13 protein-coding genes and 1 pseudogene are annotated in these 14452 nt (G+C 59.5%); 7 read left to right on the top strand and 7 right to left on the bottom strand.

From position 1 onward, the window contains the following. Position 1: 1 nt before the first annotated feature. Positions 2 to 1318: an SrfA family protein gene (locus tag C1N56_RS10410; protein WP_394516628.1), complete on the bottom strand. Its 1317-nt coding sequence runs from the start codon at positions 1316 to 1318 to the stop codon at positions 2 to 4. A gap of 153 nt (positions 1319 to 1471) precedes the next feature. Beyond that, entirely contained in the window at positions 1472 to 2650 is a 1179-nt protein-coding gene (locus tag C1N56_RS10405; protein WP_394516627.1) for a benzoate/H(+) symporter BenE family transporter, read from the bottom strand. A 97-nt stretch (positions 2651 to 2747) separates the two neighbouring features. Here C1N56_RS10405 and C1N56_RS10400 point away from each other — a divergent pair, with 97 nt between their 5' ends. The 3 genes from C1N56_RS10400 to C1N56_RS10390 all read left to right on the top strand — a co-directional run bounded on the left by C1N56_RS10400 (position 2748) and on the right by C1N56_RS10390 (position 4387). Further along, on the top strand, positions 2748 to 3293 hold the full coding sequence (locus tag C1N56_RS10400; protein ID WP_021506147.1) for a helix-turn-helix domain-containing protein: 546 nt from the start codon (positions 2748 to 2750) through the stop codon (positions 3291 to 3293). A gap of 97 nt (positions 3294 to 3390) precedes the next feature. Next, entirely contained in the window at positions 3391 to 3816 is a 426-nt protein-coding gene (locus tag C1N56_RS10395; RefSeq protein WP_021506146.1) for a MarR family winged helix-turn-helix transcriptional regulator, read from the top strand. Positions 3817 to 3832: 16 nt separating this feature from the next. Then, positions 3833 to 4387 carry an isochorismatase family protein gene (locus C1N56_RS10390; RefSeq protein ID WP_058758482.1) on the top strand — a complete coding sequence of 185 codons (555 nt, stop codon included), beginning with the start codon at positions 3833 to 3835 and terminating at the stop codon, positions 4385 to 4387. Positions 4388 to 4516: 129 nt separating this feature from the next. Here the strand turns inward: C1N56_RS10390 and C1N56_RS10385 are convergent, their stop codons facing one another. Both C1N56_RS10385 and C1N56_RS10380 read right to left on the bottom strand, forming a co-directional pair. Continuing rightward, positions 4517 to 4921, bottom strand: coding sequence for a hypothetical protein (locus C1N56_RS10385; RefSeq protein ID WP_058769737.1), 405 nt, complete (start codon positions 4919 to 4921; stop codon positions 4517 to 4519). Between the two features lies 1 nt (position 4922). Then, a pseudogene (locus C1N56_RS10380) lies at positions 4923 to 5920 on the bottom strand (hypothetical protein). 416 nt (positions 5921 to 6336) lie between these two features. On the opposite strand from C1N56_RS10380, the gene C1N56_RS10375 reads away from it, so the two are divergent. After that, on the top strand, positions 6337 to 6816 hold the full coding sequence (locus C1N56_RS10375) for a DM13 domain-containing protein (RefSeq protein WP_152391040.1): 480 nt from the start codon (positions 6337 to 6339) through the stop codon (positions 6814 to 6816). A gap of 35 nt (positions 6817 to 6851) precedes the next feature. Here the strand turns inward: C1N56_RS10375 and pqqU are convergent, their stop codons facing one another. Beyond that, entirely contained in the window at positions 6852 to 8975 is a 2124-nt protein-coding gene (gene pqqU / locus C1N56_RS10370; RefSeq protein ID WP_394516626.1) for a TonB-dependent receptor PqqU, read from the bottom strand. Positions 8976 to 9190: 215 nt separating this feature from the next. Here pqqU and C1N56_RS10365 point away from each other — a divergent pair, with 215 nt between their 5' ends. After that, positions 9191 to 10054, top strand: a complete 864-nt coding sequence (locus tag C1N56_RS10365; RefSeq protein ID WP_394516625.1) for an NAD(P)-dependent oxidoreductase — start codon at positions 9191 to 9193, stop codon at positions 10052 to 10054. Further along, positions 10055 to 10837: an AraC family transcriptional regulator gene (locus C1N56_RS10360; RefSeq protein WP_021506142.1), complete on the top strand. Its 783-nt coding sequence runs from the start codon at positions 10055 to 10057 to the stop codon at positions 10835 to 10837. Here the strand turns inward: C1N56_RS10360 and leuA are convergent. Together leuA and pspF are read right to left on the bottom strand one after the other, a co-directional pair. After that, positions 10788 to 12473: a 2-isopropylmalate synthase gene (leuA, locus tag C1N56_RS10355; protein WP_394516624.1), complete on the bottom strand. Its 1686-nt coding sequence runs from the start codon at positions 12471 to 12473 to the stop codon at positions 10788 to 10790. The two genes, C1N56_RS10360 and leuA, sit on opposite strands and share 50 nt — an antisense overlap. Before the next feature lie 133 nt (positions 12474 to 12606). After that, entirely contained in the window at positions 12607 to 13602 is a 996-nt protein-coding gene (gene pspF, locus C1N56_RS10350) for a phage shock protein operon transcriptional activator (protein WP_058780664.1), read from the bottom strand. A gap of 156 nt (positions 13603 to 13758) precedes the next feature. Here pspF and pspA point away from each other — a divergent pair, with 156 nt between their 5' ends. Beyond that, complete coding sequence (gene pspA, locus C1N56_RS10345; RefSeq protein WP_058758491.1) at positions 13759 to 14424, top strand: phage shock protein PspA; 666 nt, start codon at positions 13759 to 13761, stop codon at positions 14422 to 14424. Positions 14425 to 14452: the final 28 nt, after the last annotated feature.

The following is a 14452-nucleotide window of genomic DNA, read 5'->3' as shown; positions in this document are numbered from 1 at the left end:
GTTACTTACTCTCACGCTTAATCGTCAACGGGAACACCTGATCGGCGCCATACTGCGCCGTACAGCTGGCAATGCCATCACCGGCTTTGCACACCAGCTCCGGCATGCGATAGCGTGATTTATCGCTGCAGCTGGCAGTATAGCGGCTGCGCACTACCATGGTGCCGTCGCTGGTCATGGCGGCGGTGACATCAGCTTTACAGCGAATATTGTCGCCCTGGGTAATCACTGCGCTGCCTTTACCGTTGCGGATCTGATAGCGCAGGCTCGGCGGCTTGCCGGTCGGCAGATTGGTCTGACGCAGCGTCACGCGCCAGGTACCATTGATAAATTTCACCGAGCCGAGGCGCGCGTCATCGGGCGTCATCACCAGATCGTCCGCTTTGGCCGGTTCGGTATGTTCCGCTACGACCTCCGGCGGTGCCGATGGGGCAGCCGGTGCCGGCGCAGGCGTCACTGTCGCACTGCTGTGCGGCAGCGTGGCGGCCAGCGTCTGTGCTTTCGCCAGTATCGCCGGGGCCAGCGCGGGCGCGGCGCTGACCACAGGCGCGGTTTCGGTTTCTGCCGGCTGGACCGGCGCGTCGTGTAACCAGAAGGCCACGCCCGCTGCGGCGGCAGCGGCCAGAGGCAGCACCAGCAGCAGCGGGCGCAGTGCGGATTTCTTCCGCGCGGGCGCGTCGGCGACAACGCTCAGCGGTGCAGGTTCAGGCTGTGGTTCGGGTTCCGCCAGCCGTTCCGGCTCGGGCTCCGCCACAACGGGGGCCGCAACCGGTTCAGGCGCGGCAGCCCTTTCTGGCTCGGGCGCGGGCACCACCAGCGGCGGCAGTTCTTCATCAAGGCTGTCGCGCAGGCAGGCCAGCGCATCATCACGCGTGCGCGCCTGCGGGTCGACAAAGCCCCAGAAGGTGATCACCGGCTTGCCATCCACCAGATAGACGTATTGCTGATCGGGAAACTGCAGCGTCTTCGCCAGCAGTGCCCCAAACAGGCGCATCGCCGGATTGTCGGCATCCCGGGCGCGCAGGCTGAGCGCCTGCAAATCCTGCTGATTAAGGGTGAGCTGATCCAGCGCCTGACGCTTTTCGCGATCGCTGGCCGCCAGCCAGGATTTCACTTTGCCGCTGAATGGCGCGTACCAGTCAAGGCGGTCACCGCGCTCGTTGGCCTGCGGGATCGCGAGGCAGTTGGCCAGTGTCGTCTGGCGGCGCAAACGTAACGTTTCGCGAATTTGCAGGGCAGAAGCCCAGACCGGCTGGCCGTTCTCCCCCAGTGCCAGTAACGCGTCGAGATTACCGCTGCGCAGAAAAGTTTTTGCCACTCGTTGGGCCCTTATCGGTGGTTATCTGAAGCCAAACATCGGGTGTGATGGGCGATGGTAGTGATCTTAAGCCAAATGCGCCGCAATCAAACGGGGGAAAAAGGGGGGAAAACAGGGCGTTATTCCCCCCACGGTACGCGGGGTGGTGAAATGTTAACCGTTCCGGCGCGGGCTGAGCAGCAAATGGGTGAGGACGCCCCCGATCAGGCCCCAGAACGCCGAACCGACGCCGAGCAGGGAGATGCCGCTGGCGGTGATCAGGAATGCCACGATGGCTCTATCGCGCTGCGCCGGTTCCGCCAGCGCGCGCTGCAGACTGCCCGCCAGCGTGGCCAGCAGTGCCAGACCGGCCAGCGTGGCGATCAGCACCGGCGGCAATGCGCTGAGCATCACGGCGATCAGCGCGCCGGTAAAGCCGGTCAGCAGATAGAACACGCCCGCCAGCGCGGAAGCCACCCAGCGGCGCGCCGGGTCCGGATCGACATCATCGCCCATGCAGATCGCGGCGGTGATCGCCGCAATACACACCGAAAAGCCACCGAACGGCGACAGCAGTAGCGCGATCAGGCCGGTCCAGCCGGTGAGCGCGGAGACCGGCGGCCGGTAGCCATGCGCCTGCAGCGTGGCAATACCGGGCGCATTCTGCGACGCCATGGTCACCAGAAAGTAGGGTAAGCCGACGCCAATCAGCGCGGCAGGATTAAAATGCGGCATGATAAATTCCGGCACGCTCAGCGTTAGCGCATGAGGCGGAAAGTGGATGGCGCGCTGACCCAGCGCCACCAGTACGCCCGTCACCAGCGCCAGCAGAATGGCATAACGCGGCAGCCAGCGGCGGCCCAGCAGCCATACCAGACACATGCTGCCGCACAGGGCAAAATGATCCTGTAAGCCGCTGAAGGTGCCGATGCCAAAACGCAGCAGAATCCCCGCCAGCATCGCGGCCGCCAGCGACTGGGGAATATGGTTCATCAGCCGGGCAAACAGGCCGGTCACGCCGCTCAGCACAATCAGCAGATTGGTAGCGACAAACACCCCGACCACTTCATTCAGCGTCAGGCCGTGCACGCTGGTGGCCAGCAGCGCGGCACCCGGCGTCGACCAGGCGGCGAGCACCGGCATCCGCGTCCACAGCGACAGGCCGAGTGACGCCAGCCCCATGCCCACGCCCAGCATCGACAGCCAGCCGCCAATCTGCGCCGGTGAGGCGCCTGCGGCCTGCGCCGCCTGGAAGATCAGCGCCGCGGTGCTGCTGTAGCCGACCAGCACGGCGATCAGGCCGGAAATCAGCATCGGAAAGGAAAAAGCCGGACGAACAGTCGCAGTGGTCATGGAATCACATCCTGTTGTGCGTTATAACGCACATTGTGGCACGCACGGTATGGCGCGCACAAGTGGTACACTGCGCGCCCGCTTTTCAGGAGAATTCATGGAAAATCTGCATCAACATCTCAGCCAGGCGCTGAAGCAGCTGCGTCAGGCCAATGGCTGGAGCCTGACGCTGGCGGCGGCGCGCACCGGCGTGAGTAAAGCCATGCTCGGTCAGATTGAGCGCGGGGAGTCGAGTCCAACGATCGCCACGCTTTGGAAAATCGCCACCGGCTTTAATGTGCCGTTCTCCTTTTTTGTGCAGAGCGGGGCGCAGCCGTCGGGCGATGTGGCGACCTTCAGCCAGCCCAATGCACAAATGCAGGTGAAGCCGCTGCTGCCGTATGACGCGCGTTTGCGCTTCGATCTGCTGGAAGTGACGCTGGCGGCGGGCGCGCAAAGCGATTCGTCAGCGCACGAAAGCGGGGTGATTGAGCAGGTGGTGGTGCTGGAAGGTGAGCTGTTGCTGGGCATGGCGGGCAGCTGGCGTCGCCTGCAGGCCGGAGAAGCCAGCCAGTTCGCCGCCGATCAGCCGCACAGCTACCGCAATCCGCTGGCCAGCCCGTTGCGCTTTCATAGCCTGATTCACTATTTGCAGCGCAGCTGAGTGGCGGGATGCGCAATTACAAATTGATACGAAGGCAAACTACACAGTTTACCTGCGTATTTATATACTGCGGTCTCATCAGTAAAGGAGAAGGGCGATGAGCGAGCTGATTAGCGCCGCTGCCGCGTTACGCAGCATCAATGGCAAACTGATGCGCCGCCTGCGTGAATCGGCCCCGCCGGGCGATCTCACCTGGCCGCAGGTTTCCGTGCTGGGGTATCTGGTGCGCGACGGCGCAATGACGGTGACCGAGCTGGCCGCGCGCGAAGGGGTGCGCAGCCAGTCGATGAGTGCCACGGTCGCCAGCCTGCAGACGCTGGGCCTGGTACAGGGCGTGGCCGATGCGCAGGATGGCCGCAAAACCCGTTATCAGCCTACCGCTGCCTGCCTGCAGCTCATCGCCAGCAATCGCGCTCAGCGTGACGACTGGCTGCTGCACAGTATCAGCAGCCTGCTCAGTCCGCAGGAGCAGCAAACGCTGCTGGCCGCCATTCCCTTACTGCAACGACTCGCTGACCACTAATTTGAGAGGACTCACCATGGCTGTCACCACGTTAGATGCCCAAACCGCCCTGATTGTCATCGACCTGCAGCACGGCATCGTCCGCCTGCCGGTTACGCCGCGCCATCCGGATGAAGTGATTGCACGCGCCACGCAGCTGACGCAGGCGTTTCGCGCGAAACAGCTGCCGGTGGTGCTGGTGAACGTGGCAGGCGGCGCGCCGGGCCGTAATCAGCAGCCGCGCCACGATGCAGCTTTGCCGGCAGACTGGGCGGTGCTGGTGCCGGAAATGACACCGCAGCCGGGCGATATCAGCGTAACGAAAAAAACCTGGGGCGCGTTCCACAATACCGATCTGCACCAGCAGCTGCAGCAGCGTGGCGTAACGCAGGTAGTGGTGTGCGGGATTGCCACCAGTATCGGCGTGGAATCCACGGCGCGTCAGGCTTACGAGCTGGGCTATAACGTCACGCTGGCGACTGATGCGATGAGCTGCCTGAACGCTGAAACCCACCACAACAGCATTGAGCGCATCTTCCCGCGCCTCGGCGAAACCGGCACCACTGACGAAATTCTCGCGCTGCTGAACTGATCTTTTCCCTCCAGGGCTGGCGTTGCCGGCCCTTATCTTTACCGTTCCCTGAAGGCTGTCTGGCGATGCTGGATGTTAGGCTGGCGATGAATAGTTAATTTAATAAAAAATCAGCCCAAAATGTGAGCTTTAAAGTTGCACAGTAACCATTTTTATCAGGCTCATTACCACAAAAACCGCATATAAAAGTAATGAAAATATTGACAGGTAATAATAAGTGTCAAGCCACTTTGTTACGTTTACATCGATAGCATTTAGAAAGGTAGAAATAGCCGCCTGCTCTTTGGGTTGAAAAATAATTTTCTGGCCTTTTTTAAGCCTGGAGAAGAAGTAGGACATGCCAAAAGAGCCAAAAAAACCCATGGAGCCGTAGAATCTATACAGTGGTGGTAATTCGAATGCGCTGTCGAGGTATTGCGATAACAAAGTGTTATATTTGCGTTTGTTAATTAAATAAATAATAAACTGTAGCGTAGTTATAAAGAAAGGGATGATCGCACATCCGAGAGCAACATAAGAAAGAGTCGTGTTCATGCTATTTCAACCATAGATCCATAAGATAATCACTTGCTGAGCTGGCAGCAGTCCCACCTACTAATGAACCTACAGCGGCGCAAGCAACCCCTCCGGCTCCTGCAGTGGCTATGCCTACAGCAAAACAAATACCGATACCAGCAGATGCACCCAGCGTCCCTCCAGTAATACCAGCAAATGTACCGCTGGCGAATTTACTATATTCTTTAAAGGCAGTTTTGCCACATTCACTCTCGCGTCCCCTGGTGCACGCGTTAACTACCTCATTAGTGGTGTTTGCAAATGAGAAACCGATACCAATAAAACCGCCCATCCTGAGAAAACGAGCCGCCCTGGCGGCATTCCCTACGTAATATGAATAGCCTGGAATTCCACCCATCCCAACGGTAGACCACTCATGCACAATAGATCTACTGGACAGGTTAAGTGCGCGTTTCATATTCTCGTATTGCTGAAACTTAACTGAATATCGAGCAAGATTACTAAGCACAGGTTTGTTGACCAGTTCTTTCAGCTGGTTCAACAACTGATTTCGCTCAATAAAAATTGCTGGCTTATCAGTGTTCCCTGAGTGCGAAACTGGTTTTGATAACTTGCTTCGATTTTCTTAAGCGTCTGCTCAATGGCATTGAAGTATTTTTCACCAGCATCACCGACGGTTCCGAAAACCTTATCTCCAGCACTGGTTAGCGCAGCAATTATGCCATAGTGTTTCTGCATAAAACCGGACTCGTCAACGCTGACTCCGACCAGGGCGTTATTAGTGCGGGACTTTGCCTGTTTTAATGCTGTAAGTGCTTGCATGGTTAGAGGGGCCGGCGTCTCTGGGTCAGCAACAATCAGTATCTGTCCCGGCCTTAACCAGGGCGTGTCAGCGTTCAACTGCATAAACATGGTAACTGCCGGAGCACGGGTGTCGCGAAACAATTCTCTGGCCTGGTACTCCAGTGATCCAGCGCGTTCGACAACACAATATCCCGGGGCGATGTTACGTGTCATGAATCCTTTCTCCCTTACCTGACTAACATCCTGCACGCCTGACTGCAGCAAACAATATAAGTAATTCTATTGCGCGGCGCAAAATGTGTTGGCTAACAAATGTGGTGTGAGCGCTCAGATGCGTAAACGCGAAACCGGCACCACTGACGAAATCCTCGCGCTGCTGAACTGATCTTTTCCCTCCAGGGCTGGTGCTGCCGGCCCTTGTCTTTGCGGCTCCCTGCCGCGGGTTATTCTGCTGCGCCTCGCTTTCCCTGCCGCCGTTGAGAATTGGTTGTAACAGTGCTGGTTACTGTCACAGTATGCACAGCAACACGATAACCAATATTTAGCCTGACTTTACGTTTTTATTAACACCAGTGAGCAGCAGGAACGGGCAGAGCAGTACAGCGCTATTCTGCTGCAGGGAGGTAGGGATGCTAAAAAAATTAAACGTGCTTTATCTCATCGCCAGCCTGTTTTTTCTGGGCACCGGTATTACCTTAGGTCTGGTGCTGTCACCGTTAATTACCGCGGAAGTGAATGCCACGCAAAAGGAGGTTGATCTGGTGAAACAGCGGGCGCTATATAGCGGTGAGTTTGATCGCCATCAGCCGGGCAGTGATGCGCTATACTGGGCCAGCGGTAAGGTCTATCTCAATGAAAACGTTATCGCCTTTGAGGGGGAAATTGCCCCCGGTCCACACTATAAAATTTACCTCACCAAAACTCAGGCGTTTGATCAGCACTCATTTCTGCAAATAAAGCATCAGTCGGCGTTAATTGGCGATTTAAATAACTTTGGTGATTTTATTAAATCGCTGCCGGAAGGCATCGATCCGCAGGAATATTGCGCCGTGCAAATCTGGAGTGAGCAATTTTCGAAATTTGTCGGCTCAGCGCGTTATCGCACCTGAATAAGGCACCGACGTGCGCCGGTGCCCGATTTAGATTACTGGAAAGCGTAACTCAGCGTTAGGCCGACGCTGTAATTACGCCCCGGTGCCGGTTCGTAATACCGGCCATTGCTCTCATTAACGATGACCGAGCCGATATAGTGGCGATCGAGCAGATTATCCACGCGGCCAAACAGATCCAGCGTCCAGTTCTGCACCAGCCATTTATAGCCGCTGTTCAGTCCCACCACCGTATACGCCGGCGCTTTAACATCATTCTGGTCGTTGGCCGCAATGTCGCTCAGGTAGCGCAGGTCGCCGCCGGCATACCAGCCTTGCTCCGGCGCGTAGGCCAGTCCGGCGTAGGCCATATTGCGTGCAATACCGGGGATGCGCTTGCCGTCACAGCTGTCGCTGCCGCAGGCGTTACTGCGGTAGCGCGCGTCGAGCAGCGTCCACGCGGCTTTCAGATGCCAGTCATAGCCAAACTGCTGATCGAGCCCAAGTTCCAGGCCACGGCGGCGCGTCTCACCGGCGTTTTTGTAGCTGGTGCGGCCTTCGTAACTGCTGTCTGACACGATCTCGTTTTTGGTATCGGTCTGAAACAGCGCAGCGGTCAGCAGGCCGTTGCCGAGGCGTTTTTTGCTGCCGAGCTCAACGGTATTGCTGGTGGCCGGCTGCAGGTTGAGATTGAGCCCGGCCTGATCCGCCGCGCGGTAGGAGAGTTCATTGAGCGTCGGCGTTTCAAAGCCGCGACCGGCGGAAACATAGGCGTTCCAGCCATCATTAATCGCGTATTTGAGCGAGGCCGCAGGCAGCCAGCGGTGATAGCGGCGGTTACCGCTGTCATCCGGGTCGCTGGCGGTCACATAATAGTCGTTAGCATCGAAATTGACCGTGCTGAAGCGCACGCCGGCGTCCAGCGACCAGCGATCGCTCAGCTGCCACGCGGTCTGCAGATAGGGATCGAGGTTCCACATCAGGTTGCGCTCGTTGCGGCGCAGATCACCCCGCACGCCGTAGTCGGTGGCACCGTCACTGCGGGTAAAGTTCTGATAGCCTTTGCGCTTCTCGCTCATGGTCTCATAGTCGAGGCCGCCGGTCAGGGTCACCGGCAGCGTCAACAGCGTAGCGCGGTGCGTCCAGCGCGTATCAATGCCCTGGTAGTGGCGCGCCAGTGAAATGACACCGCCGGGATAGCCGGCTTTCAGCTGAGTCGCCAGCGGGATAGACTGATACTGGGTGGTTTCGCGTTCACCGGCATAGAGCATCACGCTGAGGTCGTCGTTGTCGCTCATCTGGCGCTGGTAGTGCAGGCCCGCCTGGGTCTGGTCGACGGTTTTACGCGCGTTGTACAGCGTGACGTTGCTGGCCACCTGGCGCGGATTATCACGCCACTGTTCCGGCGTCAGGCCGCCCGGATCCTGCGCCTCAACGTGAACGCTGTTGAACAGCAGCGTCAGGGTGCTGACATCGTCAATGCGCACGCCGAGCCTGGCATTGCCGAGGTTTTTCTGCGCGGCGCTGTGGTCGCGATAGCCGTGCGTGGTGAAGCGCGAAGCCGACACCGTATAGTCAACGTCGCCGGCGTGGCTGCCATCACCGGTGGCACCGCTCGCTTTCACGCTGTTGCGCCAGCTGCCGTAACTGCCGTACCAGCTGCTGGCTTCCAGCGTGGTCGGCTGCTGGCCGCGCTGGGTTTCCACGTTGATCACGCCGCCCGATGCATTGCCGTACAGCGCGGAGAACGGACCGCGCAGCACTTCCACGCGATCGATGGAACCGATATCGATATTCGAGGTTTGCCCCTGGCCATCCGGCATGCTGGCCGGAATGCCGTCGACGTAGAGGCGAATGCCGCGCAGGCCGAAGGTGGAACGCGAGCCAAAGCCGCGCACCGAAATCTGCAGGTCCTGCGAATAATTCTGGCGGTTCTGGATTTGCAGACCCGGCACGCTGGTGAGGTTTTCAGACAGGTTAACGCGCGGTGCGGCGTGGCGCATATCGTCGCCGCTGACGACGCTGACCGCCGCCGGGGTATCCAATTCGGAGAGTCCACTGGCCGCGGGCGCGGCGCTCACCACCAGGGTATTGCTGGCATTGTCCGCCGCCAGCAGCGGCAACGGCAGGAGTGCAGGCAGCATCAGCAACGGTGCCTGTCGCAAAAGAGCAATTTTCATTTTAATAACCGTAAAAGACGTGAAATGAACCAATCGGGACATTTATCGCGCGTATGTTAATCGTTTTAGCGCGGGTTTGAAAAGCGTTAATAGTAGGGCAGAACCCTGTTAAGTGTGGCGTGAAAAATGTCCTTTCACCGCACCTCTGGCCTGGCTGTCAGCCCCAATTTCTGTCAGTGTGATCGTTTTGCCTGCGGTAAGAAGAAGGAGAAAACATGAGTCAGCAACCTGTAGTGGCGGTACTGGGATTAGGCGCGATGGGACACGCATTTGCCGCCAATCTGTTGAAGAAGGGCTTTACCGTGCGCGGCTGGAACCGCACGCGTGCCAAAGGTGAAGATCTGGTGGCCGCAGGCCTGACGCTGAGCGACAGCGCCGCGCAGGCTGTGGAAGGCGCAGACGTGGTGATTGCCATGCTGGCGGACGGCGCTACCACGCGCGCCACGCTTAACCAGGTGCAGAAAGCACTGCAGCAGGGGGCTACCGTGGCGCAGATGGGCACCATCGGTGTTGAAGCGACCGACGCGCTGATCGCCGGGCTGGCGGCCGCACGGCCGGACGTGGTGTTTATTGATGCGCCGGTCTCCGGTACCAAAGCGCCGGCTGAAAACGCGCAGATTCTGGTGATGGCCAGCGGCGACCGGCAGCGCGCCCAGGCGGCGGAGCAGGTGTTCGCCGCGATTGGTAAAGGGACGCAGTGGCTGGGGGCCGCCGGTGCCAGCTCGCGCATGAAGCTGGTGGTGAATAGCTGGCTGATTGGCCTGATGCAGAGTCTTGCCGAAAGCACCCGGCTGGCAGAGCAGTTTGGTTTCACTACCGACGATCTCTGGCAGGTGCTGGTAGGCGGTCCGCTGGCAGCGCCGTACGCCAAAATGAAACTCGGCATGATTGCCAGCGGCGACTTTACGCCGCAGATGCATCTGATCTGGGCGCTGAAGGATGCGCGGCTGGCGCTGGACGCGGCCGGCGACACCTCGCTGCCGGCGCTGGAAAACATCGTCGATGTCTGGCAGCAGGCGGTCGATGCCGGTTACGGCGAGCAGGATCTGGCGGCGGTTTATCAGTACCTGAAACGCTAAATGAGTCAGCGGCTCGACTTTGACTTCTCGCAGCGTCCGCTGGTGCCGTATGCGCATGATTACGCGCACGGCGATGCGGAGCCGTGGCACTATCACCACTGCGCGCAGCTGATACATACTTTGAGCGGCGTGGTGAAAGTGGAAACGCAACACGGCAGCTGGATTGTGCCGCCCAGCCGCGGCGTGTGGCTGCCGGCCGGCACGCGTCATGCGCTGCACATCGTTGGCAGCGTGGCGGCGCGCACGCTGTTTGTCGATCCGCTGGCGCGCGCCGATCTGCCCGCCAGCTGTCAGGTGGTGCAGATATCGCCGCTGCTGCGGGAGCTGATTGTCAGCGCGCTCACGCTGCCGGAGCATTACGCGTCTGGCAGTCGCGCCGAGCGCATTTACGAGCTGATTCTCGATGAAATTCGCGTGATGGACGTGCTGCCGTTTGGCCTGCCACTGCCACACAGCGACCGGCTGCTGGCGCTGTGCCAGCAGATTCAGCAGGCGCCGGGCGAGAGCTGGACGCTGGCGCGCGCGGCAGCGCAGCTGTGTGTGGCGGAACGCACGCTGGCGCGCCATTTCAGTCGCGAAACCGGTTTGCAGTTTAGCGACTGGCTGCGGCGTGCCCGGCTGAGCGTGGCGCTGACCCGGCTGGCACAGGGCGATACGGTGCTGGCCGTGGCGCTCGACCTCGGCTACGACAGCCCGAGCGCCTTCAGCGCCATGTTTCGTCGCGTGCTGGGCGTTACGCCAGCGAACTACTTTCCGGCGGCAGAAAAGCGCCCGCCGCGTTAAGCAATGCCTGGAGCGAGGCGCGCGTCACGTCATTATCAATACCCACCCCCCACGCACGCTCGCCACGCGGCGTGATGCAGCTGATATAGCACACCGAACGGCTGTCGCTGCGTTTGCCCAGCGTGTGTTCATGGTAATCCTCAATGGTTACGGCCAGATCGTAGCGCTGACGCAGCGCGGCGACCGCTGCTGACAGCAGTCCGTTGCCGCGGCCTTCCAGGGTCAGCTGCAGCGGACCCTGCTGCAGGCGCGCTTTAATCCGCGTCTCGCCCTGATCATCGCTATGGCTCTCCGCCTGCAGCAGGCGACACCGCGGCTGTTGCAGGCCGTACTGCTGACAGAACAGCTGCCACAGCGCGTGGTGCGTCATCTCCTGGCCGTGAGCATCGGTCTGCTGCTGCACGCAGCGGCTGAAATCCTGCTGCAGGCCGCGCGGCAGTTGCAGACCGTGATTTTGTTCCAGCAGCCAGGCGGCACCGCCTTTACCGGACTGGCTGTTCACGCGGATCACTGCTTCATAGCTGCAGCCGATGTCCAGCGGATCGAGCGGCAGGTAGGGCATTTGCCATACCACTTCATTACGCGCGCTGCGTTCGGCAAAGCCTTTGCGAATGGCATCCTGATGCGAGCCGGAGAAGGCGGTGAACACCAGTTCGCCGGCGTAAGGATGGCGCGGATGGACCGGCAGCTGGTTACAGCGCGTCACCACTTCCAGCACCTCGCGCATATCGCTAAAGTCCAGCTCAGGCGTCACGCCCTGGGTATAGAGATTCAGCGCCAGCGTCACCAGATCGACGTTGCCGGTGCGCTCGCCGTTACCAAACAGACAGCCTTCAACGCGATCGGCCCCGGCCAGCAGCGCCAGCTCGGCGCAGGCGGTGCCGGTGCCGCGATCGTTATGCGGATGGACGCTGATGGCCACCTGCGAGCGCTGGCTGAAGTGGCGACAGAAATACTCGATCTGGTCGGCATACACGTTAGGCGTGTTGACTTCCACCGTGGCGGGCAGGTTGATGATCATCGGCCGCTGCGGTCCCGGCTGCCAGATGGCGGCGACCGCTTCACAGATTTCCAGCGCAAACACCGGCTCGGTAAAGCAGAAGGTTTCCGGCGAGTACTGAAAGGTCCAGCGCGTGGCGGGCTGCGCCGCACAGCGTGCGCGGATTTGCCGCGCGGCGGCGCAGGCCAGCTCGACGATTTCAGCTTTGCTCTGACGAAATACGCGCTCACGGAACAGCGGGGCGGTGGCGTTATACAGATGGACAATCGCCTGCGGCGCGTCACGCAGCGCTGCAAAGGTGCGATCGATTAAATCGTCGCGCGCCTGGGTTAATACCTGAATAGTGACGTCGTGAGGGATGTGCTGCTGTTCAATCAGCAGGCGCACAAAGTCATAATCGGTTTGCGAGGCGGCGGGAAACGCTACTTCAATCTCTTTAAAGCCGCAGCGCAGCAGCAGTTGCCAGAATGCTAATTTGCGCGCGCTGTCCATCGGCGTAGCCAGCGCCTGATTGCCATCGCGCAAATCGGTTGAGAGCCAGCGCGGCGTGCGGGTGATCTGGCGTGACGGCCACTGGCGATCCGCCAGATTGATGACAGGCCACGGGCGATATTTTTCAGCAGGTTGAGTCAGCATGGGGGTCTCCTTGAGGTCTGCCTGTAGTCTGCAGTAACCTGCCGGACGCGGCTCACGCATAGCTGACAACCCGGCGTGCAAAACTGACAGCTGCCGCAGCGCGACGCCTTCAGTGATACCCGTCTGTTAAACCCTACTGAGATTCGATCCCGTGTTTTTTCATCATCGCCCGCAGCTGATGATAAGTGACGCGCAACAGTTCAGCGGCGCGGCGCTGGTTGTATCGCGCCTGTTGCAGACTGGCTTCGACCAGTGCGCGCTCCTGCTGGTTTTGCCACTGGCGTAAATCCAGCGGCAGCGCCGGCAGGGCACTTTCACGCTGTTCTGCTTCCGCTTCAGTTACCGCAGGAGCGCTGCGTGGCGCAAACGGATTGATGATGATGGTGTCGAGCGCCTGTTCGGTGCTGTGATGACGGTACACCGAGCGCTCCACCACGTTTTTCAGTTCACGCACGTTGCCCGGCCAGCTGTGCTGCAACAGAGTGAGCTGAGCGCGCTCGCTAAAGCCGGGAAACAGCGCCAGTCCCAGCTCGCGGCACATCTGAATGGCAAAATGCTCGGCCATCACCAGAATATCGCTGCGGCGCTCGCGCAGCGGCGGCAGCTGGACGACATCGAACGCCAGGCGATCAAGCAGGTCGGCGCGAAAACGGCCGGCGGCGGCCAGCGCGGGCAGATCTTCGTTGGTAGCGCACACCAGCCGCACGTTAACCTGCAGCGACTGATTGCCGCCAACGCGTTCCAGCTGGCCATACTCAATTACGCGCAGCAGTTTCTCCTGCACCAGCATCGGCGCAGTGGCAAGCTCATCCAGAAACAGCGTGCCGCCATCGGCGCGCTCAAAGCGGCCAAGGTGGCGCTTCTGGGCGCCGGTAAAGGCACCGGCTTCATGGCCGAACAGCTCGGAATCCAGCAGGTTTTCATTCAGCGCGGCGCAGTTGAGCGAAATAAACGGCCCCTGCCAGCGGTCGGAGAGGTAGTGCAGGCGGCTGGCAATCAGCTCTTTACCGGTACCGCGTTCGCCAGTCACCAGCACCGGTTTCTCCAGCGGTGCCAGTTTCGATACCTGTTCCAGCACCTCTAAAAAGTTATTCGACTCGCCCAGCAGATTGTCTTTACCGTTTGCCATGATGAAATTCACCACTGATTAATTAATTTCACTACCTTAACGGATTGCGCCGCGCGTGTAAAACAGTCAAACCCAGTAAAATCAGCACATTAAAAACTGGCACGCATCTTGTATTAGTCATGAGCGTAAAGACATGACAACCAGAGGAACATCATTATGGGTATTTTTTCTCGTTTCGCCGATATCGTGAACGCTAACATCAACTCGCTGCTGGAGCGTGCCGAAGATCCGCAGAAACTGGTACGCCTGATGATTCAGGAAATGGAAGACACGCTGGTGGAAGTACGTTCCACCTCGGCCCGCGCGCTGGCAGAAAAGAAACAGCTGCTGCGCCGTATTGAGCAGGCCGAAATTCAGCAGGCCGAATGGCAGGAAAAAGCTGAGCTGGCGCTGAGTAAAGAGAAAGAAGATTTAGCCCGTTCGGCGCTGATTGAGAAACAGAAGCTGACCGACCTGATCGCCGCGCTGCAGCAGGAAGCCAGCCACGTTGAAGAGACGCTGGACCGCATGAAAGGCGAGATTGGCGAGCTGGAGAAAAAACTCAGCGAAACCCGCGCCCGCCAGCAGGCCCTGACGCTGCGTCACCAGGCGGCTTCATCGTCACGCGATGTGCGTCGTCAGCTCGACAGCGGCAAGCTGGATGAGGCGATGGCACGCTTCGAATCGTTTGAACGTCGCATCGATCACATGGAAGCAGAAGCGGAAAGCCAGCGCTTCGGTAAAAGCAAAACGCTGGACCAGCAGTTTGCCGACCTGAAAGCTGATGACGAAATCAGCCAGCAACTGGCTGCGCTGAAAGCCAAAATGAACCGCAGCGAGTGATCGCCCCGGGCCTGCTAACGGGCCCGGA

This window comes from Pantoea sp. SGAir0175 (assembly GCF_043547855.1).
The sequence above is the reverse complement of the archived record's forward strand: the minus strand, read 5'-3'. Positions and strand labels throughout refer to the sequence as shown.

What these genes read in the sequence shown, in the direction of transcription:
- C1N56_RS10405 (WP_394516627.1), bottom strand. Translation starts at nt 2,650, where the DNA reads ATGACCACTGCGACTGTTCGTCCGGCTTTTTCCTTTCCGATGCTGATT.
- C1N56_RS10400 (WP_021506147.1), top strand. Translation starts at nt 2,748, where the DNA reads ATGGAAAATCTGCATCAACATCTCAGCCAGGCGCTGAAGCAGCTGCGT.
- C1N56_RS10395 (WP_021506146.1), top strand. Translation starts at nt 3,391, where the DNA reads ATGAGCGAGCTGATTAGCGCCGCTGCCGCGTTACGCAGCATCAATGGC.
- C1N56_RS10390 (WP_058758482.1), top strand. Translation starts at nt 3,833, where the DNA reads ATGGCTGTCACCACGTTAGATGCCCAAACCGCCCTGATTGTCATCGAC.
- C1N56_RS10385 (WP_058769737.1), bottom strand. Translation starts at nt 4,921, where the DNA reads ATGAACACGACTCTTTCTTATGTTGCTCTCGGATGTGCGATCATCCCT.
- C1N56_RS10375 (WP_152391040.1), top strand. Translation starts at nt 6,337, where the DNA reads ATGCTAAAAAAATTAAACGTGCTTTATCTCATCGCCAGCCTGTTTTTT.
- pqqU (WP_394516626.1), bottom strand. Translation starts at nt 8,975, where the DNA reads ATGAAAATTGCTCTTTTGCGACAGGCACCGTTGCTGATGCTGCCTGCA.
- C1N56_RS10365 (WP_394516625.1), top strand. Translation starts at nt 9,191, where the DNA reads ATGAGTCAGCAACCTGTAGTGGCGGTACTGGGATTAGGCGCGATGGGA.
- C1N56_RS10360 (WP_021506142.1), top strand. Translation starts at nt 10,055, where the DNA reads ATGAGTCAGCGGCTCGACTTTGACTTCTCGCAGCGTCCGCTGGTGCCG.
- leuA (WP_394516624.1), bottom strand. Translation starts at nt 12,473, where the DNA reads ATGCTGACTCAACCTGCTGAAAAATATCGCCCGTGGCCTGTCATCAAT.
- pspF (WP_058780664.1), bottom strand. Translation starts at nt 13,602, where the DNA reads ATGGCAAACGGTAAAGACAATCTGCTGGGCGAGTCGAATAACTTTTTA.
- pspA (WP_058758491.1), top strand. Translation starts at nt 13,759, where the DNA reads ATGGGTATTTTTTCTCGTTTCGCCGATATCGTGAACGCTAACATCAAC.